Below are 21,536 nucleotides of genomic sequence, written 5' to 3'. Positions count from 1 at the left end.
CCTCCATGACAGTCGTCGATGCGGACGGCATTTGCGCCGGATCCGGGCCTGAGAGATTCCGAACGAGGTGATGATGAGCACGATTACGCGCCACACGGTGCCGGGGTTACCCCCGTCGATGTCGCCGAGCAGCCATGCGGTCGAGGCCGATGGATTTGTGTTCTTGACGGGTCAATTTGCGAGAAATCTCGATGAGCCCGGCTCGCCACTTCCTGAAGGTATCGCATCGCAGACGGAGCAGACCCTCAAGAACATGGAACGGGTACTGGGGAGCCTCGGCCTGAAGATCGAAAACGTGGTCAGCGTCCGCGCGTTTCTCACCAACTTCAAACGCGATTACGACGAGATGAACGAGGTCTACTCCCGGTTTTTTCACCCGGATCATCGACCGACGAGGACCTGCGTCGGCGTCACCGATCTCGTAAGGGACGCTCTGATCGAGATCGACTGCGTCGCAAGGCGATAGGTAAAACAACTACAAAATCCAGAAGGGGAGAAAATGCAGCAAGCCAGCTCGGTATCGGCACGCCTCGACCGCCTTCCGATCTCGAAGGTTCACAAGCGTATCGTCGCCCTCGTGGGTGGCGGCATGTTCTTTGACAACCTCGATATCTACATAGCCGGCGCAGTGCTGGGCGTGTTTCTCTCAACCGGCTTTTCCAGTCTCGACCTGAATGCGTACTTCGTGTCCGCGACGTTCCTGGGCATGTTTCTGGGAACGGTCGGGGCCGGCGTCGTCGCGGATTTGCTCGGTCGCCGGGTGACCTTCCAGTGGAATTTGGCGATCTTTGGTCTGGCCTCGCTCGCCGGTGCGGCGGCGCCCAACATGGAATGGGTCGTTTTTCTGCGGTTCCTTTGCGGCGTTGGCCTCGGTGCCGAGATCGTCCTGGGCTATGGGACGCTTGCCGAGTTCGTGCCGCCGCAGCAGCGGGGGCGCTGGGTTTCCACGCTCTCGATGATTTCCAGCATGGGGCTACTGGTGTCGACCCTGCTGAGCTGGGCGCTCATCCCGGTATTCGGTTGGCGCGTTATGTTCGCTGTCCCCGGCGTTGGAGCGCTGGTCATCTTATGGCTTCGAAAGGCGCTTCCCGAGTCTCCGCGCTGGCTGGAGGTCAAGGGGCGGTTCAGCGAAGCGGACCAGGTCGTTTCTGCTATCGAGCACGAGGCTCGCAGAGAGCACGGCGAACTAGACGCTCCGGAGTGGCGGCCTGCAGTTGCACCCGGGTCAATTTGGCAAAAGGCGTTCATTCGGCCTCTGGTCCTCGGAACGGTTTTACAGGTCATCATGTTCGCAGCCCTATATGGCCTCGTCTCGTGGATCCCGACTTTCCTTCTCAAGCAGGGCATCCCGATCAATCAGACCCTCGGCCAGTCCGCGCTCATGTCCCTCGGCGCGCCAACGGGAGCATTCGTCGCCCGGCTTTGGGTCGATCGTTTGGGTCGACGCGTCGCGATCATCGGCGGCTCTATCGGTGCGGCCGTCATGACAGTGCTGTTCGGCCAAGCCACTTCACAGGTCGCGGCCGTGGGCATCGGCTTCGCCACCTTCGCGTTGATCTACTTTCTTCTCGCGACGATCCAGGCGGTCTATTTGCCCGAGCTCTTCCCGACGTCGGTTCGTATGCGCTGCAACGCTGTCTGTGTTGGAATAGCAAGGCTTACGACGGCTGTGGTTCCCTTCGGCGTTGTCTATCTCTTCAACAACTGGGGCGTCGCTGCGGTGCTGTCCACGATCGGCGGGCTACTTTTCGTGCAGGCCGTTACCATGGCGTTGCTTGGACGTGAAACTGGCGGACGTTCGCTCGAACTCGCGACCAATACAATGGCTCGACCGATGTCGGATTACGCGCCCGTCGAGGTGCCTGCGACCAAGGCGGTGCCATGAACAGTCGGGCTCCTGATTTCGATACGCGCGACGTCACCTCGGTCCGTAAGGCGGTGCGCTCCGGTGCTTATGTCGGCTACACGGCCGGCTTCGCACCGGATCGCGTGCAGGCGAACATCTGCATTCTTCCTCGAAGCCATGCGGAAGATTTCCTTCTGTACTGCCAACGCAATCCGCAGCCATGTCCCCTGATTGCCCGGTCGGATATCGGCGATCCCTGTCTTCCCACCCTGGGGAAGGATATTGACATCCGCACCGATGTGCCGCGGTACCACGTCTTTCGCGATGGTCAACTCGCGGAAGAAGTGACCGACATATCCCGGCTCTGGCAGGATGACCTGGTGACCTTCGCTTTGGGTTGCTCCTTTTCGTTCGAGTACGCCTTGGTGGAAGCGGGAATTGCGCTCAGGTATCTCGAGCGTGGCGAAGTGGCTGGCGTCTATGAGACGACGGTAGATACGATGCCTGCCGGTGACTTCCGTGCGAAGCTGGTGGTCACGATGCGACCGTTCGCGGCCAGGGAGGCTATTCGTGCCATCCAGATAACGTCGCGCTTTCCGAACGTTCATGGTGCTCCCGTTCATATCGGCGATCCCGGCTTGATCGGAGTGGACCTGTCGAAGAGGTACAGGGAGGTAGGTTCGGGAGAGGTGCTTCCACACGAGATCCCGCTGTTCTGGGCCTGCGGACTCACCCCGCAGCTTGCGACCGCGAACGCAAAGCCGCCCTTGTGCATCACGCACGCGCCGTCCTCCATGCTCATTACAGACCTGCGTAATGCTGGCCTCGCTTCCTTTTAGGCGCCGCCAGTTCCGGAAGGGGGGAGGCATGAGAAACTTCGAGTCACCGGGGCGGTCGGAAGCCTTCGGCGTGAACGGCATGGCCGCTACTACGCACCCGCTTGCCACATTGACCGCGATCGATGTGCTGCGCGATGGCGGCAACGCCGTAGATGCAGCTGTAGCGGCGGGAGCGATGCTTGCCGTCGTCGAGCCGACCCAAACAGGTGTCGGGGGGGATTGCTTCGTCTTGTTGAAACGGGAAGGGCAGCCGGTCATCGCCCTTAACGGGTCCGGAGCTGCACCGGCTGCGGTAAGCCTCGGCAGTCTCGCGGAAGCCGGAATCAGAACGCTCGATCCCGAAAGCGTCCACACGGTTACTGTTCCGGGCGCTGTACGCTCCTGGGCGCGGCTCACGGAGGACCACGGAACGTTCGATCTGGCGCGTCTTCTCGCACCGGCCATCGCGGCTGCGGAAAACGGTTATCCGGTCACCGAGCGACTGTCCCGGGACTGGAGCAGGCAGGTGCCGAAGCTGTCGCGTCTCGCCGCGACGACCTCGGTCTTTCTTCCCGCCGGGGAAGCGCCGAAGCCAGGCCAGCTGCACATGCAGCCGGCGCTCGCTTGCGCCCTCAAGGACCTCGCCGCAAAGGGAGCGGACGTATTCTACGAAGGGTGGATCGCAGAAAGCATCGTGAAGGCGCTTCGTTCGCTGGGTGGTTTTCACACGCTTGAAGATTTTGCCGCGTTCAGGCCCCGATACGAGACGCCGATATCGACATCCTATCGTGGCTACGAGTTATGGGAATGCCCGCCTAACGGCTCGGGCGTTGCTGTTCTTGCCATGGCAAACCTACTCGACCGATATAACGTCGCGGACTTCGCTCCGGTATCGGTCGAACGCTACCATCTGCTATCCGAGATTGCCCGCATCGGCTATGCGGAGCGGGACGCCTTCGTCGGCGATCCCGATGCCGCACCAGTACCCGTCGAACGCATGAAGAGCTCGGCCCGTGCCGACATCCTTACCGGCCGGATATCGCAGAACTCGCGGCTGGTCGATGTCGTTCCGGTCGCGATGCCAGAACACAAGGACACGGTGTTTCTGTCCGTCGTCGACAAGGATCGCACCGCAGTCTCGTTCATCAACTCCATCTTCGACGATTTCGGCAGCGGCATCGTCGCCCCCGAGTGCGGGGTCCTCTTGCACAATCGCGGCTTCGGCTTTGTGCTCGAACCCGACCATCCGAATACGCTCGCGGGCGGCAGGCGTCCGATGCATACCATCCTGCCGGCCATGCTCACCCGCGACGGCGAGTGCGTGCTTTCCTTCGGCGTGACTGGTGGTCACTTTCAGCCGATTGGGCAGATCCAGATCCTGTCGAACCTGCTCGACTACAAGATGTCCGTGCAGGAAGCCATCGACCAACCGCGCATCTTTGCTCGCGGTGACGTGCTGGACGTCGAAGGAACCGTTCCGGCGCATGTTGTCGAAGGTCTTCGCGCTCTCGGGCACCGCCCGACGCCGGCCCCCAATCCACTTGGAACTGCCCAGGCGATCTGGATCGACCGGAAACGCGGGGTCCTAAGAGGCGGGGCAGATTCCCGTCGTGACGGCGTCGCACTAGGTTATTGAGAGACCAAATGTTCAAAATCCTCAGCGAAAACTTCTCCCTCCAACCCAACCCGAACCCCGTTCGTCAGGAAAAGTACGGCGACAGCGGGCGCGGCGATATCCTCAGCCTCGCAGCCCTCGATCAGGCGCGGAAGGAGATCACCACCTGGCCCGGCTATCGTCCCACCGAGTTGCGGCGTCTGAACGGGCTGGCGAGCGCCGCGGGCGTTCGCACGATCCTCTATAAGGATGAGGGCGCTCGCTTTGACCTCGGCAGCTTCAAGGCCCTGGGCGGAGCCTACGCGGTGGCCTCCTTCCTGCAGCGCGAAGTAGAGGCGCTCGCCGGCAAGCGCCCGAGCACGAAAGAGCTTGGGGCCGGATCGCTGAAAGACGTCACGACCGGCATGACGGTGACCTGTGCGACGGACGGAAATCACGGCCGGTCCGTGGCATGGGGCGCCCGCACTTTCGGGTGCCGGTGCGTGATCTTCGTGCACGCCACGGTGAGCCAGGGCCGCCGCGATGCGATCGCTGCCTACGGCGCTGAAGTACGCGTGGTCGACGGAACTTATGACGACGCCGTTCGCGAGGCTGCAGACACGGCAGCGCGAAACGGCTGGCAGGTGATCTCCGATACGTCTTACGAGGGATATACCGACATTCCCCGCTACGTCATGCAGGGGTACGGAGTGATGGTGGAGGAGGCCGTCGAGCAAATGCCGCGCGGTGCTTTTCCGACCCACGTCTTCGTGCAGGGCGGCGTTGGCGGCCTCGCTGCAGCCGTCTGCTCCTATCTTTGGGAGCGTTTCGGCGAGAAGTCGCCCTTGTTCTACGTGGCTGAGCCCGAGACGGCACGATGCCTCTACCTTAGCGCGGCGGCGGGGCGGCCGACTGCCGACCACGGCTCGCTGGACACGATCATGGCGGGTCTTGCCTGCGGCGAGGTCTCCCTTCTGGCCTGGTCGATCCTCGATGCGGGCGCCGACGGCTTCTTCTCGATCACCGACGCATCCGCGGCGGAAACGATGCGCCTGCTTGCGGACGGTCGGTACGGCGATCATCCGATCGTCGCCGGTGAGTCCGCCGTCGCGGGTTTGGCTGCAGCACTTCTGGCCGCAGGCGATGCCGACGCCCGACATGCCATCAAGTTGACGGAAGAGAGCGTGGTGCTGGTCATCGGCACGGAAGGTGCAACCGATCCCGCCGTCTACGAGCGAATCGTCGGGAAGGCGCCTGAGCGCGTCGTGGCTGGCTGGTCGACCAGGAAGGAATTAGTGCAATGACGTCGTCTGGCTGGAACGAGCTTATTTTGCGTGAGATCGACGAAGATCGCGAGGCTCTCGTCGATCTGTGCCGTCGGCTGGTCGCGGCTCCGAGCATGAATCCGCCGGGGCGGACGACGGAAGTAGCGGACGAATTGCAGGCGTTTCTCCGAGGGAGGGGCTTGGCAAGCGAGCGGATCGCTGTTGTCGACGACGCCGCGAACGTTCACCTGACGCTGAGCGGCTCGGCGGAAGGAAAGCATGTGGTCTTCAACGCCCACATGGACACGATGCAGCCGGGCGACGAGTCCGCGTGGAGCGTGCCGCGTCTCGAGTTAACGCGCAAGGACGGTCGTCTTTACGGCCTTGGCATGGGCAACCTGAAGGGCGGTCTCGCCGCGATGGCTCTCGCGACGACCGTGCTTGCGCGGCATCGTGATCAGCTTCCGGGGAGCTTGAGCTTCACGGCCGTTTGCGACGAGGTCATGTTCGGCGGACGCGGCACCGAGCATCTCCTTGCGGTTCGGCCGGATCTTGCCGGCGACTTTATGATCAGCGCAGAAGGTCCCGGTTTTATGGATTTCGCTGTCGCGGAGAAAGGCCTTCTCTGGGTGGATGTTGAGGCAACCGGACCGGGAGGGCATTCGTCCCGCGCGCTGCGCGGCGAAAGCGCCGTCGGCAAGCTCGCCAACTTCATGGCGCAGGTCGATACCTTCAACGACGTCTTTGCGACCTTGCCCGAGGAACTCAAAGGCGTGACCGGCGGAGAGGGAAATCTGGGGCTTCGGTTGTCGGCCAACGCGGGCGTAATCCAGGCTGGCGAAGTGCGTAGCCTGATCTCGCCGTCCGCGCTTGCCCGGTTTGATTTCAGACTTCCACCGGGCATCACTGCTGCAAGCGTCAAGCACCGCCTGCAGAAGATCGCCAGCACCGTTCCGGGAATCCGTCTATCGTATCCGAAGGAGTGGGATGCGAATTGGGAGGCGGCCGATAGCCCGTATGCAAAGAGCCTGATTCATGTGATTGCCAATGTGCGAGGAAAGACACCTCAGCTGGTCGTGCGGCTTCCAGGCAGCGATGCCCGTCACTGGCGGAACAAGGGTGTCCCGGCCGCATGTTTCGGACCACAGCCGACGTTGTCAGCTGGCGTTGACGACTATGCCAACGAGCAGGACGTTGTCGATTGCGCGAAAATCTATGCCCTTGCTGCGATTGATCTCATGAGTCTTCGCTGAGGAGGTGAATACTTCCTAGTCCAGGCCACGGCAATCGTCATGAAGATTCCGCTGACGGCGGATGCAGAATCGAAAGCGGTCGATCAATAACGGCCGCCGTCGCGCTTTTGCTGCGCGATCCACTCCGACAACGTCTTTTTCGGCGTCGGTCCTGAGGCCCGGCTTGGCGATGTTCTCGAGTTCTCGCCCGCGCCCCTTGCCGCGCGGGCTCGCTCCTTATCCGTCTTGTTCAAAGCAGTAATCGAACTTTCTGCAGCTTCCTTCTCGAGACGCAGCTTTTTCAATCGCGCCATCTTGTCGCGTTCTGCATCTGCTTCGGGTCCCTCGGACAAGAGCGTCCGTTGCTGAGCATCCTCCGCAGAGACCACGATTCCCACAATCGTCGTCTCTCCAAGCGCCTTGCAAGCTTCGAGCCGATGTAGTCCCTCGACCAGAACGAAGCGGTCTTCGTCGGGCCGGACGAGGATGGGGGTTTGTTGTCCGATTTCCAGAATGCTTCCAGCGATCTCCTCGACGACTTGAGGTTTGATTGCCTTCCTTCTTTTCACGGGAACGTAGATCTTCTCGATTGGGAAGCTTTCCGGTTTGGGCATAACGTCTACTCCGCTGTACAGGCCCGTCCGAAACGCATGCCGGGGAGGCGGGATTTTAGGAATGAAGCGCTCGGCTGCAATGGCAATATTAGCGCGCGCAGGATTGATCGGTGTGGGACCCGGGCGCATTCTGAGGGGTGCACCGCCAACGCGTGATTCTTCGGCGAGCGGTTGCGGTGAGGGTAGGCCATGCCTCTTGTTTCCAACCAGGATCGCGACGCGGTCCGTGTCATCACCTACGCTAACCCCCATTCGGCACCATGACGGCCGCCGGGGCGGCCGAGATGTTCGATGCGGTCGCCGCTGCAGGGATGGCCCCATCGGTGCGGGTCATTGTCATTACAGGGGGCCTACCCGGCATCTTCATCCGTCACTACGACGTTGGGGAACTCTCTGAGGCCGCGGATGCGATTGAGCGCGGAGCGCCTCGCGCCCCGCCGTCGCCTGGTCCTCGACCACCTGGTTTCCACGCGCTGACAGATGCGATTGCAGCGGTCGACAAGCCGGTCATTGCGGCTATCAATGGCCTGTGCATGGGAGGAGGCTTCGAGCTTTCGCTGGCCTGCGACCTGCGCATCGCCGGGAGCAGTGTCGCGGCGATCGGACTTCCGGAAACGCGCATCGGTATCTTTCCGGGTGGTGGCGGTACACAGCGTTTGCCCAGGATCGTTGGAGAGACCAAGGCGCTCGAGATGATCCTCTGTGGCCTGACAGTGACGGGACTGCGCGCGCACGAAATCGGAATTGTGCATGAGGTTGTCGCCGATCCGCTCGCCCGTTTGGGCAGAAGCGGGCACTGGTCGTCTGGACGCGACTGATCTTGCCGAACAGCAATTCGATCGTGATCGAGAACCTTCCGGCCACGGATGTTGCAGGCTATGCCGGGCTCGAGGATGAGGTGGACTTCCATACCTGGCAACTGCTCAAGGGCGTGGCTTTGGCGACGCTGATCGGAGTAGCGAACGATGCGGCCCATGGGAATGACCTGTCGTGGATTCGTCTCGAAGTATTCAATGAGCTTGTCGAGCTCATCCTGCGTTGGCCGCCGGTCTCGCTCGTCTGATTTTTCCGACGAGACCCAAATGCTTCAACGCGAAGCGCGCGAGGGCGAACCTCCTCGGCAGAAACCTCAATTCCGTGGACGGCCGCGGCGTGCGTCGCGAGTGTCCTGATGAAAGCCATATCGATTGCGAGGGTCGCCGGCCTGGCGCCTTCCTTCGCTCGCTTGCGGCCATATTCAATAAGCCGTTCTCGGTCCAGCCGAGGTATCTTGGTGCATCCGAGCTCCTCCTTGAGCGCCTTCAGTACCGCCGCTTTGGATCGGCGTGGTGGGCGGCCGACGTCGCGCATGTCTTAAATGTGCAGATCAATGATGTCGCCGAAGGTCTTCGCTTTCACGGCAGCGCGCGGTTTGGGTGACCCGCTACGATCAATATTGCGCTCCACGTCGAGCGCCCATTCCTCGCCGTCCTTGCGGCGGCGAAAGGTCTCTGCCACATAACGGTTCTTGCGGCGAACTTGGACCCGCCAGTTTCCCGACGGCACCTGAGTAAAGGTGGCCATGGTCGTGTGCTTTTCCCAAACGGTGTGCGATACGTGTGCGTCGAGAGGTCAAAACGGGTACAAACGTGTGCAAATTCGGCAAGTTTGGCGGGTACTCGTTCTTGTTACATCCCATTGAGAGCTTAAGGTAAATCATTGGAAGCGCAAGACTATCGCTTTTCTGTGGCACCCATGATGGACTGGACCGACCGGCATTGCCGGGTCTTCCATCGGCTGATGTCGCGGCGTGCGCGGCTTTATACTGAGATGCTGACGACCGGCGCCATCATCCATGGCGACCGGGCGCGGCTGCTCGGCTTCGACGCCAGCGAGCATCCGGTGGCGCTGCAGCTCGGCGGTTCCAATCCGCGCGATCTGGCGACCGCTGCAGAGATCGGCGAGCAGTTCGGTTACGACGAGATCAACCTCAATGTCGGCTGTCCCTCCGATCGGGTGAAGGATGGCCGCTTCGGTGCCTGCCTGATGGCCGAGCCCGCGCTGGTCGCCGAAGGCGTTGCGGCGATGAAGCGCGCGGTGCGGATTCCCGTCACGGTGAAATGCCGGATCGGCATCGACGACCAGGATCCGGAAGTCGCGCTCGATACGCTGGCCCGCGGGGTGGTTGCCGCGGGCGCGGACGTGCTCGTCGTGCACGCGCGCAAGGCCTGGCTCAACGGACTGTCGCCGAAAGAGAACCGCGACATCCCGCCGCTCGACTACGATCGGGTCTATCGCCTCAAGGCGGCGTTGCCGGATGTGCCCATCATCATCAACGGCGGCATCACCAGCCTTGCGGAGGCAGAGCAGCATCTGGCGCATGTCGATGGCGTGATGCTGGGGCGGGCGGCCTATCAGGAGCCGTGGCGGCTGCTCACCGTCGATTCCGAGCTGTTCGGCGAGACTGCGCCGCACGCGACGATGAAGGACGTGTTCGCGGCGATGCTGCCCTATATCGAGCGGCAGCTTGCCGAAGGCACGCGGCTGCATTCGATCACGCGGCATTTCGTCGGTGCCTTCCATGGCGTCCCCGGTGCGCGTGCGTTCCGCAGGCACCTTGCGGAGAACGGCGTTCGGCCGGGTGCTGACATCTGCGTGCTGCACGAGGCGATCGCACGCGTTGACGATCGCGCGCCGGCGGCGGTCGCGGCCTGAGGGCGCTCGTTACGGCTTGCGCTGACGCCGCGTGACGTCCTGTGCGACCTTCAGGAAATTGAACAGATGCGACATCCGGTTGTCGCGCCGGTAGTTCAGCGACAGGGCAGTGCCTGGATTGTGTCCTTCATAGGCGCGGTAGGCGACGCCGGGCCGCTCCGCCTCCGAGACCGATTTCGGCACCAGCGCGATGCCGACGCCGACCGACACCAGGCTGATCGCGGTCTGGTAGTCTTGGGCCAGCACCTGCGATTTCGGAATGAAGCCTTCTTCGAGGCAGATGTTGAGGATGTGGTCGGCGAAGCTCGGGCGCGGCTTGCGCGGGTAGAGGACGAACGTCTCGGCCTTCAGCGCCGCCAGCCGCGGGACCCTTTGATCGAGCAAGGGCGAAGTGTCGGAGAGCGCGAGGATCAGCGGCTCCTGTAGCAGCGGCTCCGACTTCAGCTCCTCGTCGTCGAGCGAGGGGCGGGCGATGGCGATATCGATCTCGCGCTGGATCACCGCGCGCTTCTGCTCGGCGTTGTTCATCGCCGACAGCGCGAGCTCGACGTCAGGATAGGCCGACCGAAACGCCTGGATCACGCTCGGTAGCACGCCATAGGTCGCCGAGCCGACGAAGGCGACGCGCAGGTGTCCGGAAAAGCCTTCGCCGATCCGCTTGATCTCGCGGTGCGTCCGGTCGAGCCGCTCCAGCACGTCGCGCGCACGTTCCAACAGAACGCTGCCAGCCTGGGTCAGCCGGATCTGGCTGCGGCTCCGGTCGATCAGCATGACGCCGAGATCGCTCTCGAGTTGCGCAATCTGCCGGCTGAGCGGCGGCTGCGCGATCGCAAGCCGCGATGCGGCGCGGCCGAAATGCAATTCCTCGGCGACGGCGACGAAATAGACCAATCGCCTGAGATCCATGACATCGTCGCGATCGGTCACGGCTAGCCGAACGTCTGCTCGCGCGCTTCCGGGGAAGCTGCGGAAAAATCCTGCCGGGTTTGATATCGCGTGGTCATGTGCGCACGATCGAGACGATGGTTCCGACGCGAAGACTGGGCGTGGGTCCGTGGATTGTCAATTGTCCGCGGGAACGACGCCATCCGGCTAGTCCTTCCGGGCGACGGCGCGGATCTTGTCCTCGTCGACCTCTACGCCGAGACCGGGGCCATCAGGAGCGCAGATCTCGAACTCGTCGAACCTGATCGGGTTGACGACCAGATCCTCCACGAGGATTCGCGGACCGAAATGCTCGGTGCCCCATTCGAGCCTCGGCAGGGTGGCGAAGGCGGCGAGATGCGCCGCCGCGCCGATGCTGCTCTCCAGCAGGCAGCCGCCATAGAGTTCGAGCCCGTGGGCGGCCGCGACCGCAGCGGCGCGCTTCATCTCGAACAGGCCCCCGCTCTTCACGAGCTTCAGCGAGTAGACGCTGCCGCAGCCCATCGCGCCCGCGCGCGCGATTTCCTCCTTGGTGAAAGCCGCTTCGTCCACCAGCAGCGGAATCGAGGTGCGGGCCGCGACACGCGCCATCGCTTCCAGTTGCAGCGCCGACACCGGTTGTTCGATCAGGGCCACATCCAGCTCCTCCAGCGCCGGCATGAAGCGGATGCATTCGGCCTCGGTCCAGCCCTGGTTGACATCGACGATCAGGCGCACCTCGTCGCCGAGCCCGGCGCGCAGCGCTTGCAGCCGTTTCAGATCGACCTGCGGCCGGTTGAAGCCGAACTTGATCTTGAACTGGCGGTGTTCGCGGCGCCGCAGCTTCTCCCTGGCTTCCTCGACCTCCTGGCCGCTGTCGCCCGACGCCAGCGCCCAGATCACCTCCATGCGCTCGCGCACCGCGCCGCCGAGCAGGGCGCTGGCGGGCAGGCTGAGCGTCTTGCCGGCGGCGTCGAGCAGGGCGGACTCGATGGCGCCCTTGGCGGCGAAATTGCGGGTGGCGGCCTTGCTCATGCGCAAGGCATTGGCTTCGAAGGCGAGGGCAGGCTGTCCAAGCAGCGCCGGCGCCAGATAATTCGTGACCGCGGCCTTGATCGACTCCACGCTCTCCTCGGCCCAGCGCGGCCCGCCGAGCGTCGAGGCTTCGCCGATGCCCGTCACGCCGTTGTCGAGCAGGACGCGCACCAGCACGTAGCCCTGATGGGTGACCTCGGTGTTCGAGAGCTTGTGCCGGCGGCGGGTCGGCGCCTCCACGATGGTGGCGCGGATACTGCGGATCGCAGTGTCCTTTGCGTGAGCCTGCACTCGCTCCACGGGTTCGGCGATTTCGATCACGGCACGACTCATATGTCCTCGCAGGTCAGTTCACAGTGAGCCCTGCCAGGCTGATGGGCCTGGCAGGACGTAACGGGTACTACTCGGCTGCGACGAGCCGTTCGACAGCGGCTTTCTTGAGCTTGAAGTCGAAGTTGAGAACCAGATCGGTGTCGGCGCCGGCGGGGGCCTTGGCGAACTTGCCGATCAGGCTCTGCTTCACGGCGAACACCGAGTCGTTGTCGAGGTACTTGGTCTCGGAATCGTAGATCTGCGAGATCAGCGATTGATATCCGTCCTTCGCAAGCATGAAATGGATGTGGCCCGGACGCCAGGGATGGTGGCCCATATATTTCAGCAGCTCGCCGCCGGCGCCGTCATAGGGGATCGGGTAGGGCTCGGGGCGGAGCGCCACGAAGGCATATTCGCCGTTGGCGTCGGTCGTGAAGCGTCCGCGCAGATTGTAGGCCGGCTGTTCCGGATCCTGCAGGTCGTAGAGGCCGTTCGGCGCGTCTTCCCAGACGTCGATCGTGACGCCCTCGATCGGTCGCCCCGCCGTGTCGCTGATGCGCCCTGAGACCTTGACGGTCTGCGCGTTGTCGAAGGTCTTCTTGATGATGGAGGCGCCCTTGGGCAGCACCGGCGGGTTTTCCCGGTAGAACGGCCCGAGCACGGTCGACTCGCTCTCGCCGTCGGTGACCCGGTGATCGAGCATGTCGACCAGCACCTCGACGCCGAGGATGTCGGCGATCAGGATGAACTCGTTGCGCTTCTCGTCCGAGATGTCGCCCGCGCGGCGCAGGAATTCGCATGCGGCGAACCACTCGGCGAAAGTCAGGTCGACCTCCTTGCAGAAGTCGTGCATGTGGCGGATCAGGCTTGTCATGATCTGACGGTTGCGATCCGGAATGTCCTTCGAGAGCGCGGCGATCACGTGGTCGGTGATGGTGTCCTTGTTGACGTTCAGCATGGTCGTTTCCTCCTTTTCTTGCAGTTTGCTCAAACTTGCATCCCCGTTTTCGGGAATATCGGTTGCTGGCCTCACCAGACAAATTCGTAAGCGGCATTCTCCAGCGTCACGGGCGCGGGGTGCGGGTCGGCAAGGCCGCCGAAGCGACCGCGGAAGAACAGCAGCGGCTTCTTGCTGGGCTCCAGCGACATCTCGCGGACCTGGCCGAGGAAGATCGTGTGGTCTCCGGCGACGATCTCATCGGCGAGATCAGTCACGAAGTATGCCGCCGCGCTGGCGATCACAGGCAGGTCATTGCGGCGCTCGAAGACGTTGCAGAGGTCGAGCCTTGGCTTGCCGGCGAAATGCCAGGCGAAATCCTCCATGCCCTCGGCGAGGATGCTGACCGCAAAGCGGCCGGTCTTCTGGATGTTGCACAGCATCTTCGCGCTTTTCGCGATCGAGATCGCGACCAGCGGCGGATCGAGCGAGACCGACATGAAGGCGTTGGCCGTCATGCCGTGATCGCGGCCCTCGCAATGCGTCGTGATGATGGTGACGCCGGTGCCGAACTGGCCACAGGCATTGCGCAACTCTCGCGGATCGATGGCGGTCATTGGCTTGCGACCTCGAGTTGGGCCAAACCGGATCGGTTGGCCGGTGGCGCGGTCACGATATCTCGCCAGTTTTCCAGCGTCGCCGCGGCGGCGGCAAGGCCGGATCGTCGCAAGGCGCGAATCCGGCTGCTGGAGACGATCTCGCCATTGCCGCAGCGCACCGGCGGCAGGATGCGGGTGTTGAAGTGCTGCCGCAGCAGCAGGGCGGTGCCGCCCTTGCAGGACCCGAAGCGGAAATCCTCGCCGACGATGACTTCGCGTGGTCGCAGAAGCTGCAATTCGGTGAGGAAATCGAGCGCGGTGCGCCGGACGTAGATCTGGTTGAAATCGGCGACGACGACGTGGTCAGGCGCGAATGTTGCGATGCGCTCCAGCTTTTCGCGAAGCGAGATCAGCGGCTCGGCCTGGCCGAAATACACTTTTGGTGGCGGATCAAAGGTGTAGACCACGGCTGCAATGCCGCGGCGCCGCGCTGCCGCGATGGTCTGCCGCAGCAGTTCCTGATGGCCGCGGTGGACGCCGTCAAATGCGCCGATGGTCACGACACAGGCGTCGAGGGCCAATTCCCCATCGCGATGGAAAGCGACAGCGCTGCTGTCAAAACCCTTGCCCATGGTTCGCTCCCTTGCCGTGCTGCATTAGCTGCGGCGTTGCGCCGGCCGAACGATCCTTGCCGTCCGGTCCGTGCTATCGAGTCATAGCCCGAGCCGGGCCGGTCTGCGCGGTATGGTGTGATACCTTTCGCCCGCTCCGGGTGAGCGCGTAGCGTTTCCTCCGATGTCACGCCGTCCAAGAGCGTGACGAGATGGTCTTAGGGCCGGTGCGGCAAGCGCCGCCGGTCCAACGACACAAGCGGAGGAGAAACCCATGACTACAGCAGCTGCCCTGCGGGCCGACGTGCCAGCGTCAACCACCAGCGTCTATACCGGTGCGGAATTCCTGGACAGCATCCAGGACGGCCGGGAAATCTACATCTACGGCGAGCGCGTCAAGAACGTCACCCAGCATCCTGCCTTCCGCAATTCAGCGCGGATGGTGGCGCGCTGGTATGATCGCTTCCATGAGAAGAAGGATCAGATCGGCGTCCTGACCGACACCGGCTCGGGACAGCTGACCCATCCGTTCTTCCTCGGCTCGAAAACGGCCGACGACCTCGTCAAGGGCCGCGATGCGATCGCCGAATTGCAGAAGGTTGCGTTCGGCTGGATGGGCCGCTCGCCGGACTACAAGGCGTCGTTCCTCGGCACGCTGGGAGCGAATTCAAGCTTCTATGGCGATTACGCCGGCAATGCGAAAAAGTGGTACGCCCGGACCCAGGAGCGTCTGGACTTCTGGAATCACGCCATCGTCAATCCGCCGATCGATCGCGACCGCGCCATCGAGGAGGTGCGCGACGTCTTCATGCATGTCGAAAAGGAGACCGACGCCGGCCTGATCGTGTCGGGCGCGAAGGTGGTGGCGACCGGCTCGGCGCTGACGCACTACAATTTCATCGCCCACTACGGCATTCCGATCAAGGACAAGTCGTTTGCGCTGATCTTCACGGCGCCGATGGATGCCAAGGGCATCAAGCTGATTGCCCGCTCGTCCTACGAATTCACCGCGGCGGCGACCGGCTCGCCGTTCGACTATCCGCTGTCCAGCCGCTTCGACGAGAACGACTCGATCCTCGTGTTCGACAAGGTGCTGGTGCCTTGGGAGAATGTCTTCATCTATGGCGACGTCGACAAGATCAACCAGTTCTTCCCGGCCTCGGGCTTCATCCCGCGGTTTACGCTGCACGGTGTGACGCGGCTTGCCATCAAGCTCGACTTCATCGCCGGCCTGTTCTCGATGGCGGTCGAGGCGACCGGGTCAAAGGACTTCCGCGGCGTGCAGACGGCGGTGGGCGAGGTGATTGCCTGGCGCAATCTATTCCACGGCATTGCCGACGCGATGGTGAAGTCGCCGATCGCCTGGCAGGGAACCGATGGCTACAACCTGCCCAACCTGAACTACGGGCTGGCCTATCGCGTGTTCGCGCCGATGGCCTATCCGCGGATCAAGGAATTGATCGAGCGTCATGTGGCGAGCGGCCTGATCTATCTGCCGTCGAGCTCGGCCGATCTGGAGAGCGAGGCCATCCGGCCGTATCTCGACCGCTTCGTGCGCGGCTCCAACGGCTATGCCGCGATCGACCGGATCAAGCTGCTGAAGCTGCTCTGGGACGCGGTCGGCTCCGAGTTCGGCGGCCGGCATGAGCTCTACGAGCGCAACTATGCGGGCAATTACGAGAACCTGCGCGTCGAGACGCTGATGGCCGCGAGCGCCACCGGCGACCTCGGCGCCATGCAGGATTTCGTCCGCAATTGCATGAGCGACTACGACGTCTCCGGTTGGACGGCGAAGGACCTCGTCAACCCCGACGACATCAACCTCGTCAGCCGCGGTTTGGTGCAGGGCTGACGATCTGTTAGACGGATCAATGGAGCCGCCACAGTTGCGTGGCGGCTCCACGCCGTTCCATCTTGTCGTAGAAGGAGTTCACTTGTCATGCTGTTCCACGTCGAAATGGATGTGCGGATTCCGCACGATCTCCCGGTCGAGAAGGTCGACGCGCTGAAGGCTGCGGAACGCGTCCGCGCCATGGAGCTGCAGCGTACGGGGGCCTGGCGCCATCTGTGGCGGGTGGCGGGGCGCTACGCCAATGTCAGCATCTTCGACGTGTCCGGCGCGCAGGAATTGCACGACATCCTGTCCAGCCTGCCGCTGTTTCCGTTCATGGAGATCGAGGTCACGCCGCTGTGCCGGCACCCGTCGTCGATCCACGACGACGATCGATAGCGGTGGGGCAGGCGCCGTCGCGCTAGTCGACGGCCGTGCGCGCGCGCCGGTGGCGGCTTGAGGTGCTGATGCTGCCGGTGACGTCGGGGTAGCCGGTCAGGCTCAGTGTGTCGGCGCGAACGCCCCAGCTCTCGAGCCGGTCGAGGAAGCTCATGCCGAGCAGGTTGGTCTTCATCTGCCCGCGCTGCACCACCAGCGCCGGCACCGATTTCTCGACCAGCTTGCCGACCGCGAGCCGGTCGAGCGTCAGCCGCGCCGCCTTGGTGTGACCGCCGGCGGTCTCGAGGTCGACATTGTATTCGAGCATATCGATCGGCAGCCCGATCGCTTTCGCGGTTTCCCAGGTCAGCACGACCGAAGTCGCGCCGGTGTCGATCACCATTGGGGCGCTGACGCCGTTGATCTTAGCGCGGAACGCGAACTCGCCGCCCTGGCCGCGCGCGATCTGCACCGCGGGGGCGGAGCTGGAGGTCGAGGCTGAGGCGGTGATGCTGCGGCCGAAGATCTGGGTCAGATTCTCCCTGGCGCGGGCGATCTGCTCGGGGTCGCCGTAGGCAACAACGGCGCCGGCGGTTGCCATCAGCAGCACGATGACGAGGAGGATACGGGTCACGGCGCAACTCCCGCCGCAGCGCCGATCACGCGCGCTTCGGACGCGGCTCCATGCGCTCGAGCCCAGCCTCGGCCATGCGCGCCGGCAGCGTCGCCATCACCGACAGCCGCTCCGCGCGGTCCATCTTGTGCCAGCGCGCGATCTCCGGGAGCGTGCGGCCACAGCCGAAGCAGAGCTTCGTCCTGGGGTCCATCATGCAGACTGCGATACACGGCGTCTCTGAGCTCATTGTTCAAGTGTTGAACGGTTTCGGCGGCCAGTGCAAGCCGGCTGGTGTGGGATGCTGCATCACGCCACGGCTTTTTGTCGCGAGCATGGTCCTGGCGCGAACGCCTTGGGTTTATTGCCGAAGCGTTTTCGAGCGAAGTGGATACCGGTTCGCGTGAAGAAAACGCGTCAGAACCAAAATCTAGAGCCCCGTTCCGAATCCATCGGAACGGAAAGGGCTCTAGCGATAACCGCGTCACGATCTTCCGCGACATGCTCTACAATCCGGTGCCGGCACTCATGATCGACTTGCGGCGCACGCGTTTCCGGTCGGCGCCCATCGCGGGCTCGACGGGCTCCGGCGGCTGCATCGGCGGCGCTTCTTCAGTCATCGGCGCCAGCGCGCTCATCACCCGTTCCGGCGGCAAGGTGACGATCACCTCGGTACCGATGCGCAGCTTCGACTTCAGCGTGAAGGTGCCACCATGCATGTCGATCAGGCTTTTCGCGATTGGCAGGCCAAGGCCCGCGCCCTGTTCCGCCGACTTGATCGAGTTGGAGCCCTGGCCGAAGGAGGCCAGCACGACCGGGATCTCGTCCTCGGCGATGCCGCTTCCAGTATCCTTGACGCTCAGATATTGCCCGCCCGACGCGGTCCAGCCGACCTTCAACCAGATTTCGCCGCCCTGCGGCGTGAACTTGATCGAGTTGGAGAGCAGGTTGAGCACGACCTGGCGGATGGCGCGCTCGTCGCCCCAGATCCTGGGCATGCCGTGCTCGAACACCTCGTGGATGGTGATGCCGCGGCTGGAGGCGCGCAGCTTCAGGAGATGGTGGCAGTCGGCGACGACATGCACCAGCGCCACGGCCTCTTCGTTCAGCTCGTAGCGGCCGGCCTCGATGCGTGACAGGTCGAGGATCTCGTTGATGAGATTGAGCAGGTGCACGCCGGAATTATGGATGTCGGCGGAATATTCCTTGTAGACTGGCACGGTATGCGCGCCAAAAATCTCGCTCTTCATCACCTCGGAGAAGCCGAGGATCGCGTTGAGCGGCGTGCGCAGCTCGTGGCTCATCTGGGCGAGGAAGCGCGACTTGGCGACGTTGGCGGACTCGGCGCGGTGCCGTGCCTCGTCGGAGATCGCCTTGGCCTGTTCCAGCTCGCCGATCAGCGCATCCTTTTCGGCGCGGGCCTCCAGCGTCGCCAGCGTGGTCGAATGCAGGCGGTGCGCGAGCAGGGCAAAATAGCCTTCGGCTGCAAGTGCGAGCAGTGCCAGCACGTAATTGTCGAACGCGCCGTTGAGCACGAGGTCGAGCGCGATCCCGACCGTCACCGGAACGGTCGCCGCAAGTGCTGCGATCGGCAGGCTCGCGGCCAGCATGCTGGAGACCGCGATCACCAGCAGCATCAAAAACATCATCAGCGTGTTGGAGGCGAGGTCGCGCCCGGCGGGGTGGATCAGGATCGCGGTCCAGCACAGGCCGTAGAGCAAGTCGAGCAGCACGAAGCGGGTCCGCCATTTGCGGGTGACCGCGACGGAGGTCGGTTCGGCGAGGAAGCGGGAACAGCTGCGGATGATGGCGAGATGGACGCAGAGGATGCCGACCGTCCAGGCGCCGGCCACGATCGGCTTCATCCAGAGGCCAAACAGCACACCGGTTGCCACCACGAGCAGCATCACGACGTAGGACGCCGACATGCGGGTCTGGGCGTATTGGCGGAGCAGTTCGGCGTCGAACGCCGGGCGGGTTCCACTGGTTGACGTTAACCGATCCCGCGCCTCGCGCACCCGCTGCGCGGCGACGCGCCGGCTGTTCACCGGCACCGTCACCTGAGGTCCTGCCGGAAGCGCTACAACTTCAGGCTTTTCTGCGGGATTACTCATCAACAACACAAATCCTGCCCACGAACCGCGCGGGCTTTTTGCATTGTCTATCTGTGACGCTAAATCATTAAGCGTTGCCTTAAAGAGCTAAGGAAAAGCGTAAACGGGAAGTTAAATTAACTTTTGCGCGGGGGTCCCGCTGTTGTGCGAGGGCGGGTGCACATGCGCACGCCGGGTCTGACAATGCCATGTTCTCATGGCCGGGCTTGTCCCGGCCATTTACGTCTTGCTTCTCGTTGGATCCAAAGACGTGGATGCCCGGGACAAGCCCGGGCATGACGAGATGGTGGGAAGTGTTACCGCTGCAGACGGGCCAGCAGGCTCGACGTGTCCCAGCGCTTGCCGCCCATCTTCTCGACCTCGGCATAGAACTGGTCGACCAGCGCGGTGGCGGGCAGGGTGGCGCCGTTGCGGCGGGCTTCCGCCAGCGCAATCGAGAGGTCCTTGCGCATCCACTCGACCGCGAAGCCGAAATCGTACTTGCCCTCGTTCATGGTCTTGTAGCGGTTCTCCATCTGCCAGGACTGCGCCGCGCCCTTGGAGATGGTCTCGATCACGGCGGCGACGTCGAGGCCGCTCTTCTTGGCGAAGTGGATGCCCTCGGACAGGCCCTGAACCAGACCTGCGATGCAGATCTGGTTGACCATCTTGGTGAGCTGGCCGGCGCCGGCCGGGCCGAGCAATTTGCACATCCGCGCGTAAGCGCCGGTGATGATCGGCTCGGCGCCCGCATAGGCGTCTTCGCTGCCGCCGCACATCACCGTCAGCACGCCGTTCTCGGCGCCGGCCTGGCCGCCCGACACCGGCGCGTCGACGAATTTGAAGCCGGCCTTGGTGGCGGCGGCGTCGAGCTCGCGGGCGACCTCGGCGGAGGCGGTGGTGTGATCGACGAAGGTCGCGCCCTTCCTGATCCCGGCGAAGGCGCCGTCGGGGCCGATCGTGACCGAACGCAGGTCGTTGTCGTTGCCGACGCAGCACATCACGAAATCCTGGCCTTCGGCGGCGGCTTTCGGGGTCGGCGCGGTCTTGCCGCCGAACTTGTCGGCCCATTCCTTCGCCTTCGCCGCGGTCCGGTTGTACACGGTGACCTCATGGCCGCCTTTTTTCACGAGGTGTCCCGCCATCGGGAAACCCATCACGCCGAGACCGAGAAAAGCGACTTTAGCCATATCTGTTACCTTGTGATTTGCCGTGGTGATCGCCCTTCGCCTGCCGGCAAATTCGCGGCGGGCGGGGCATTCCGTCCATGGAAGGAGCCGCACCATACCCCCTGTGCAGCGGAGGGCAACGGCCTTGGTGGGATGGCAGAAGGCGGTTTTGTGCTAGGATTGGCCCACCAACGAACTTCACAAAAAAGGGAGTGTATCGCATGGGCATGAGCGTCGGTGTGCTCGATCATTTCAATATCCGGACCCGGAATCTCTCCGCCACGGTGCGGTTCTATGAGGACATTCTGGGCCTGGAAAAGGGCGCGCGGCCGAACTTCGCGTTCCCCGGTGCGTGGATGTACAGCGAAGGCAAGGCGGTCGTGCATCTGGTCGATATTTCGGCGACCGACGAGGCACAAAAGCCCGACTCGGGCGTCGTCCATCACGTCGCCTTTGCCAGCCAGGGCTTCGATGGGATGCGGCAGCGGCTTCAGTCCAAGGGGATGGAATTCGACTCGCGCCAGGTTCCCGGCGGCGATCTCTGGCAGATCTTCGTCAACGACCCGAACGGGGTCATGATCGAGCTGAACTACGAGGCCGCCAAGGAAGGCGGCTCGGCCGCGCCGGCCGAGCGGCGGGACGACGTCGGAGCGAGGTAGCCTTTTGCGCTGCAACGCTCTATGGGTCGGTCTCTTGAACTTTCCAGGAGATGCGCGGTGAGCGTGACGCAGCAACAGGTTCTCGATTGCCTTGCCAAGGTGATGTCGCCACGCGGCACGGCCTTGACCAACGCCAATGTGCTGTCGGCGATCACGGTCACCGACGGCAAGGTGTTCTTCTCGATCAATGTCGATGCCGCGGAGGCCCGCGCCTGGGAGAGCGTGCGCGCGCAGGCCGAGAACGCCGTGCGCGCCATTCCCGGCGTCAGCGTCGCGATGATCGCGTTGACCGCCGAGCGTAAGGCGGGCGGGGCGGCACCGGCGCCGCGGCCG

Annotated in this window: 24 protein-coding genes; 13 read left to right on the top strand and 11 right to left on the bottom strand. The window is 63.4% G+C overall.

Annotation, left to right across the window (positions count from 1 at the left end):
• Positions 1 to 73: 73 nt before the first annotated feature.
• From AKL29_RS26425 to AKL29_RS26400, 6 genes are read left to right on the top strand one after another with little or no spacing between them, the layout of a single operon-like run.
• Positions 74 to 466, top strand: coding sequence for a RidA family protein (locus AKL29_RS26425; protein WP_050386286.1), 393 nt, complete (start codon positions 74 to 76; stop codon positions 464 to 466).
• A gap of 33 nt (positions 467 to 499) precedes the next feature.
• Entirely contained in the window at positions 500 to 1,885 is a 1,386-nt protein-coding gene (locus tag AKL29_RS26420; protein WP_050386176.1) for an MFS transporter, read from the top strand.
• Positions 1,882 to 2,685 (top strand): putative hydro-lyase, encoded by an 804-nt coding sequence (locus AKL29_RS26415; protein ID WP_050386175.1) that lies wholly within the window; start codon positions 1,882 to 1,884, stop codon positions 2,683 to 2,685. The genes AKL29_RS26420 and AKL29_RS26415 overlap by 4 nt, the downstream gene beginning before the upstream one ends.
• Before the next feature lie 28 nt (positions 2,686 to 2,713).
• Complete coding sequence (ggt, locus tag AKL29_RS26410; protein WP_050386285.1) at positions 2,714 to 4,300, top strand: gamma-glutamyltransferase; 1,587 nt, start codon at positions 2,714 to 2,716, stop codon at positions 4,298 to 4,300.
• A gap of 8 nt (positions 4,301 to 4,308) precedes the next feature.
• Positions 4,309 to 5,562 carry a diaminopropionate ammonia-lyase gene (locus tag AKL29_RS26405; RefSeq protein WP_050386174.1) on the top strand — a complete coding sequence of 418 codons (1,254 nt, stop codon included), beginning with the start codon at positions 4,309 to 4,311 and terminating at the stop codon, positions 5,560 to 5,562.
• On the top strand, positions 5,559 to 6,776 hold the full coding sequence (locus AKL29_RS26400) for a M20 family metallopeptidase (RefSeq protein WP_050386173.1): 1,218 nt from the start codon (positions 5,559 to 5,561) through the stop codon (positions 6,774 to 6,776). Before AKL29_RS26405 ends, AKL29_RS26400 begins: the two co-directional genes overlap by 4 nt.
• An 83-nt stretch (positions 6,777 to 6,859) precedes the next feature.
• On the opposite strand, the gene AKL29_RS26395 is transcribed toward AKL29_RS26400, so the two are convergent.
• Complete coding sequence (locus AKL29_RS26395) at positions 6,860 to 7,369, bottom strand: ParB N-terminal domain-containing protein (protein ID WP_050386172.1); 510 nt, start codon at positions 7,367 to 7,369, stop codon at positions 6,860 to 6,862.
• 284 nt (positions 7,370 to 7,653) lie between these two features.
• Between AKL29_RS26395 and AKL29_RS26390 the strand changes: the two genes are divergently transcribed.
• The gene (locus tag AKL29_RS26390) at positions 7,654 to 8,187 is read left to right on the top strand and encodes an enoyl-CoA hydratase/isomerase family protein (protein WP_160321794.1); all 534 of its coding nucleotides are present in this window, start codon (positions 7,654 to 7,656) and stop codon (positions 8,185 to 8,187) included.
• 2 nt (positions 8,188 to 8,189) lie between these two features.
• Positions 8,190 to 8,432, top strand: coding sequence for a TrbI/VirB10 family protein (locus tag AKL29_RS46740; RefSeq protein WP_050386170.1), 243 nt, complete (start codon positions 8,190 to 8,192; stop codon positions 8,430 to 8,432).
• Positions 8,433 to 8,722: 290 nt separating this feature from the next.
• Here AKL29_RS46740 and AKL29_RS43765 read toward each other — a convergent pair whose 3' ends face one another.
• Entirely contained in the window at positions 8,723 to 8,932 is a 210-nt protein-coding gene (locus AKL29_RS43765) for a hypothetical protein (protein ID WP_050386169.1), read from the bottom strand.
• 135 nt (positions 8,933 to 9,067) lie between these two features.
• Here AKL29_RS43765 and dusA point away from each other — a divergent pair, with 135 nt between their 5' ends.
• Positions 9,068 to 10,063, top strand: a complete 996-nt coding sequence (gene dusA / locus AKL29_RS26375; RefSeq protein ID WP_283809424.1) for a tRNA dihydrouridine(20/20a) synthase DusA — start codon at positions 9,068 to 9,070, stop codon at positions 10,061 to 10,063.
• A gap of 9 nt (positions 10,064 to 10,072) precedes the next feature.
• Here dusA and AKL29_RS26370 read toward each other — a convergent pair whose 3' ends face one another.
• The 5 genes from AKL29_RS26370 to AKL29_RS26350 all read right to left on the bottom strand — a co-directional run bounded on the left by AKL29_RS26370 (position 10,073) and on the right by AKL29_RS26350 (position 14,481).
• Positions 10,073 to 10,990 (bottom strand): LysR family transcriptional regulator, encoded by a 918-nt coding sequence (locus AKL29_RS26370; RefSeq protein WP_244482431.1) that lies wholly within the window; start codon positions 10,988 to 10,990, stop codon positions 10,073 to 10,075.
• Positions 10,991 to 11,155: 165 nt separating this feature from the next.
• The gene (locus tag AKL29_RS26365) at positions 11,156 to 12,292 is read right to left on the bottom strand and encodes a muconate/chloromuconate family cycloisomerase (protein WP_244482430.1); all 1,137 of its coding nucleotides are present in this window, start codon (positions 12,290 to 12,292) and stop codon (positions 11,156 to 11,158) included.
• 109 nt (positions 12,293 to 12,401) lie between these two features.
• Positions 12,402 to 13,271: an intradiol ring-cleavage dioxygenase gene (locus tag AKL29_RS26360; protein WP_050386283.1), complete on the bottom strand. Its 870-nt coding sequence runs from the start codon at positions 13,269 to 13,271 to the stop codon at positions 12,402 to 12,404.
• Positions 13,272 to 13,342: 71 nt separating this feature from the next.
• The gene (locus AKL29_RS26355; RefSeq protein WP_050386166.1) at positions 13,343 to 13,867 is read right to left on the bottom strand and encodes a flavin reductase family protein; all 525 of its coding nucleotides are present in this window, start codon (positions 13,865 to 13,867) and stop codon (positions 13,343 to 13,345) included.
• Entirely contained in the window at positions 13,864 to 14,481 is a 618-nt protein-coding gene (locus tag AKL29_RS26350) for an FAD synthetase (protein WP_244482429.1), read from the bottom strand. Before AKL29_RS26350 ends, AKL29_RS26355 begins: the two co-directional genes overlap by 4 nt.
• Positions 14,482 to 14,734: 253 nt before the next feature.
• On the opposite strand from AKL29_RS26350, the gene AKL29_RS26345 reads away from it, so the two are divergent.
• The gene (locus tag AKL29_RS26345; RefSeq protein ID WP_050386165.1) at positions 14,735 to 16,312 is read left to right on the top strand and encodes a 4-hydroxyphenylacetate 3-hydroxylase N-terminal domain-containing protein; all 1,578 of its coding nucleotides are present in this window, start codon (positions 14,735 to 14,737) and stop codon (positions 16,310 to 16,312) included.
• Positions 16,313 to 16,399: 87 nt separating this feature from the next.
• Entirely contained in the window at positions 16,400 to 16,690 is a 291-nt protein-coding gene (gene catC, locus AKL29_RS26340) for a muconolactone Delta-isomerase (protein ID WP_028334230.1), read from the top strand.
• Positions 16,691 to 16,712: 22 nt separating this feature from the next.
• Here the strand turns inward: catC and AKL29_RS26335 are convergent, their stop codons facing one another.
• The 4 genes from AKL29_RS26335 to AKL29_RS26320 all read right to left on the bottom strand — a co-directional run bounded on the left by AKL29_RS26335 (position 16,713) and on the right by AKL29_RS26320 (position 20,565).
• Positions 16,713 to 17,303 carry a TIGR02281 family clan AA aspartic protease gene (locus AKL29_RS26335; protein ID WP_028334231.1) on the bottom strand — a complete coding sequence of 197 codons (591 nt, stop codon included), beginning with the start codon at positions 17,301 to 17,303 and terminating at the stop codon, positions 16,713 to 16,715.
• Positions 17,304 to 17,328: 25 nt separating this feature from the next.
• Positions 17,329 to 17,532 (bottom strand): DUF1289 domain-containing protein, encoded by a 204-nt coding sequence (locus AKL29_RS26330; RefSeq protein ID WP_028334232.1) that lies wholly within the window; start codon positions 17,530 to 17,532, stop codon positions 17,329 to 17,331.
• A gap of 256 nt (positions 17,533 to 17,788) precedes the next feature.
• The gene (locus AKL29_RS26325; protein WP_028334233.1) at positions 17,789 to 19,396 is read right to left on the bottom strand and encodes a sensor histidine kinase; all 1,608 of its coding nucleotides are present in this window, start codon (positions 19,394 to 19,396) and stop codon (positions 17,789 to 17,791) included.
• A 296-nt stretch (positions 19,397 to 19,692) separates the two neighbouring features.
• Positions 19,693 to 20,565 carry an NAD(P)-dependent oxidoreductase gene (locus AKL29_RS26320; RefSeq protein ID WP_028334234.1) on the bottom strand — a complete coding sequence of 291 codons (873 nt, stop codon included), beginning with the start codon at positions 20,563 to 20,565 and terminating at the stop codon, positions 19,693 to 19,695.
• A gap of 200 nt (positions 20,566 to 20,765) precedes the next feature.
• On the opposite strand from AKL29_RS26320, the gene AKL29_RS26315 reads away from it, so the two are divergent.
• Together AKL29_RS26315 and AKL29_RS45605 are read left to right on the top strand one after the other, a co-directional pair.
• The gene (locus AKL29_RS26315; RefSeq protein WP_016843272.1) at positions 20,766 to 21,203 is read left to right on the top strand and encodes a VOC family protein; all 438 of its coding nucleotides are present in this window, start codon (positions 20,766 to 20,768) and stop codon (positions 21,201 to 21,203) included.
• 57 nt (positions 21,204 to 21,260) lie between these two features.
• Positions 21,261 to 21,536 (top strand): iron-sulfur cluster assembly protein (locus tag AKL29_RS45605; RefSeq protein ID WP_244482428.1); only part of this gene is annotated, 276 nt, incomplete at its 3' end.

Source organism: Bradyrhizobium pachyrhizi (genome assembly GCF_001189245.1).
GTDB classification, from domain to species: domain Bacteria; phylum Pseudomonadota; class Alphaproteobacteria; order Rhizobiales; family Xanthobacteraceae; genus Bradyrhizobium; species Bradyrhizobium pachyrhizi.
This window is presented reverse-complemented; position numbering and strand designations above follow the sequence as displayed.

Excerpts from the sequence above, each read along its gene's own strand:
- AKL29_RS26425 (WP_050386286.1), top strand. The coding sequence starts at position 74 with ATGAGCACGATTACGCGCCACACGGTGCCGGGGTTACCCCCGTCGATG.
- AKL29_RS26420 (WP_050386176.1), top strand. The coding sequence starts at position 500 with ATGCAGCAAGCCAGCTCGGTATCGGCACGCCTCGACCGCCTTCCGATC.
- AKL29_RS26415 (WP_050386175.1), top strand. The coding sequence starts at position 1,882 with ATGAACAGTCGGGCTCCTGATTTCGATACGCGCGACGTCACCTCGGTC.
- ggt (WP_050386285.1), top strand. The coding sequence starts at position 2,714 with ATGAGAAACTTCGAGTCACCGGGGCGGTCGGAAGCCTTCGGCGTGAAC.
- AKL29_RS26405 (WP_050386174.1), top strand. The coding sequence starts at position 4,309 with ATGTTCAAAATCCTCAGCGAAAACTTCTCCCTCCAACCCAACCCGAAC.
- AKL29_RS26400 (WP_050386173.1), top strand. The coding sequence starts at position 5,559 with ATGACGTCGTCTGGCTGGAACGAGCTTATTTTGCGTGAGATCGACGAA.
- AKL29_RS26395 (WP_050386172.1), bottom strand. The coding sequence starts at position 7,369 with ATGCCCAAACCGGAAAGCTTCCCAATCGAGAAGATCTACGTTCCCGTG.
- AKL29_RS26390 (WP_160321794.1), top strand. The coding sequence starts at position 7,654 with ATGTTCGATGCGGTCGCCGCTGCAGGGATGGCCCCATCGGTGCGGGTC.
- AKL29_RS43765 (WP_050386169.1), bottom strand. The coding sequence starts at position 8,932 with ATGGCCACCTTTACTCAGGTGCCGTCGGGAAACTGGCGGGTCCAAGTT.
- AKL29_RS26360 (WP_050386283.1), bottom strand. The coding sequence starts at position 13,271 with ATGCTGAACGTCAACAAGGACACCATCACCGACCACGTGATCGCCGCG.
- AKL29_RS26355 (WP_050386166.1), bottom strand. The coding sequence starts at position 13,867 with ATGACCGCCATCGATCCGCGAGAGTTGCGCAATGCCTGTGGCCAGTTC.
- AKL29_RS26350 (WP_244482429.1), bottom strand. The coding sequence starts at position 14,481 with ATGGGCAAGGGTTTTGACAGCAGCGCTGTCGCTTTCCATCGCGATGGG.
- AKL29_RS26345 (WP_050386165.1), top strand. The coding sequence starts at position 14,735 with ATGACTACAGCAGCTGCCCTGCGGGCCGACGTGCCAGCGTCAACCACC.
- catC (WP_028334230.1), top strand. The coding sequence starts at position 16,400 with ATGCTGTTCCACGTCGAAATGGATGTGCGGATTCCGCACGATCTCCCG.
- AKL29_RS26330 (WP_028334232.1), bottom strand. The coding sequence starts at position 17,532 with ATGAGCTCAGAGACGCCGTGTATCGCAGTCTGCATGATGGACCCCAGG.
- AKL29_RS26325 (WP_028334233.1), bottom strand. The coding sequence starts at position 19,396 with ATGAGTAATCCCGCAGAAAAGCCTGAAGTTGTAGCGCTTCCGGCAGGA.
- AKL29_RS26320 (WP_028334234.1), bottom strand. The coding sequence starts at position 20,565 with ATGGCTAAAGTCGCTTTTCTCGGTCTCGGCGTGATGGGTTTCCCGATG.
- AKL29_RS26315 (WP_016843272.1), top strand. The coding sequence starts at position 20,766 with ATGGGCATGAGCGTCGGTGTGCTCGATCATTTCAATATCCGGACCCGG.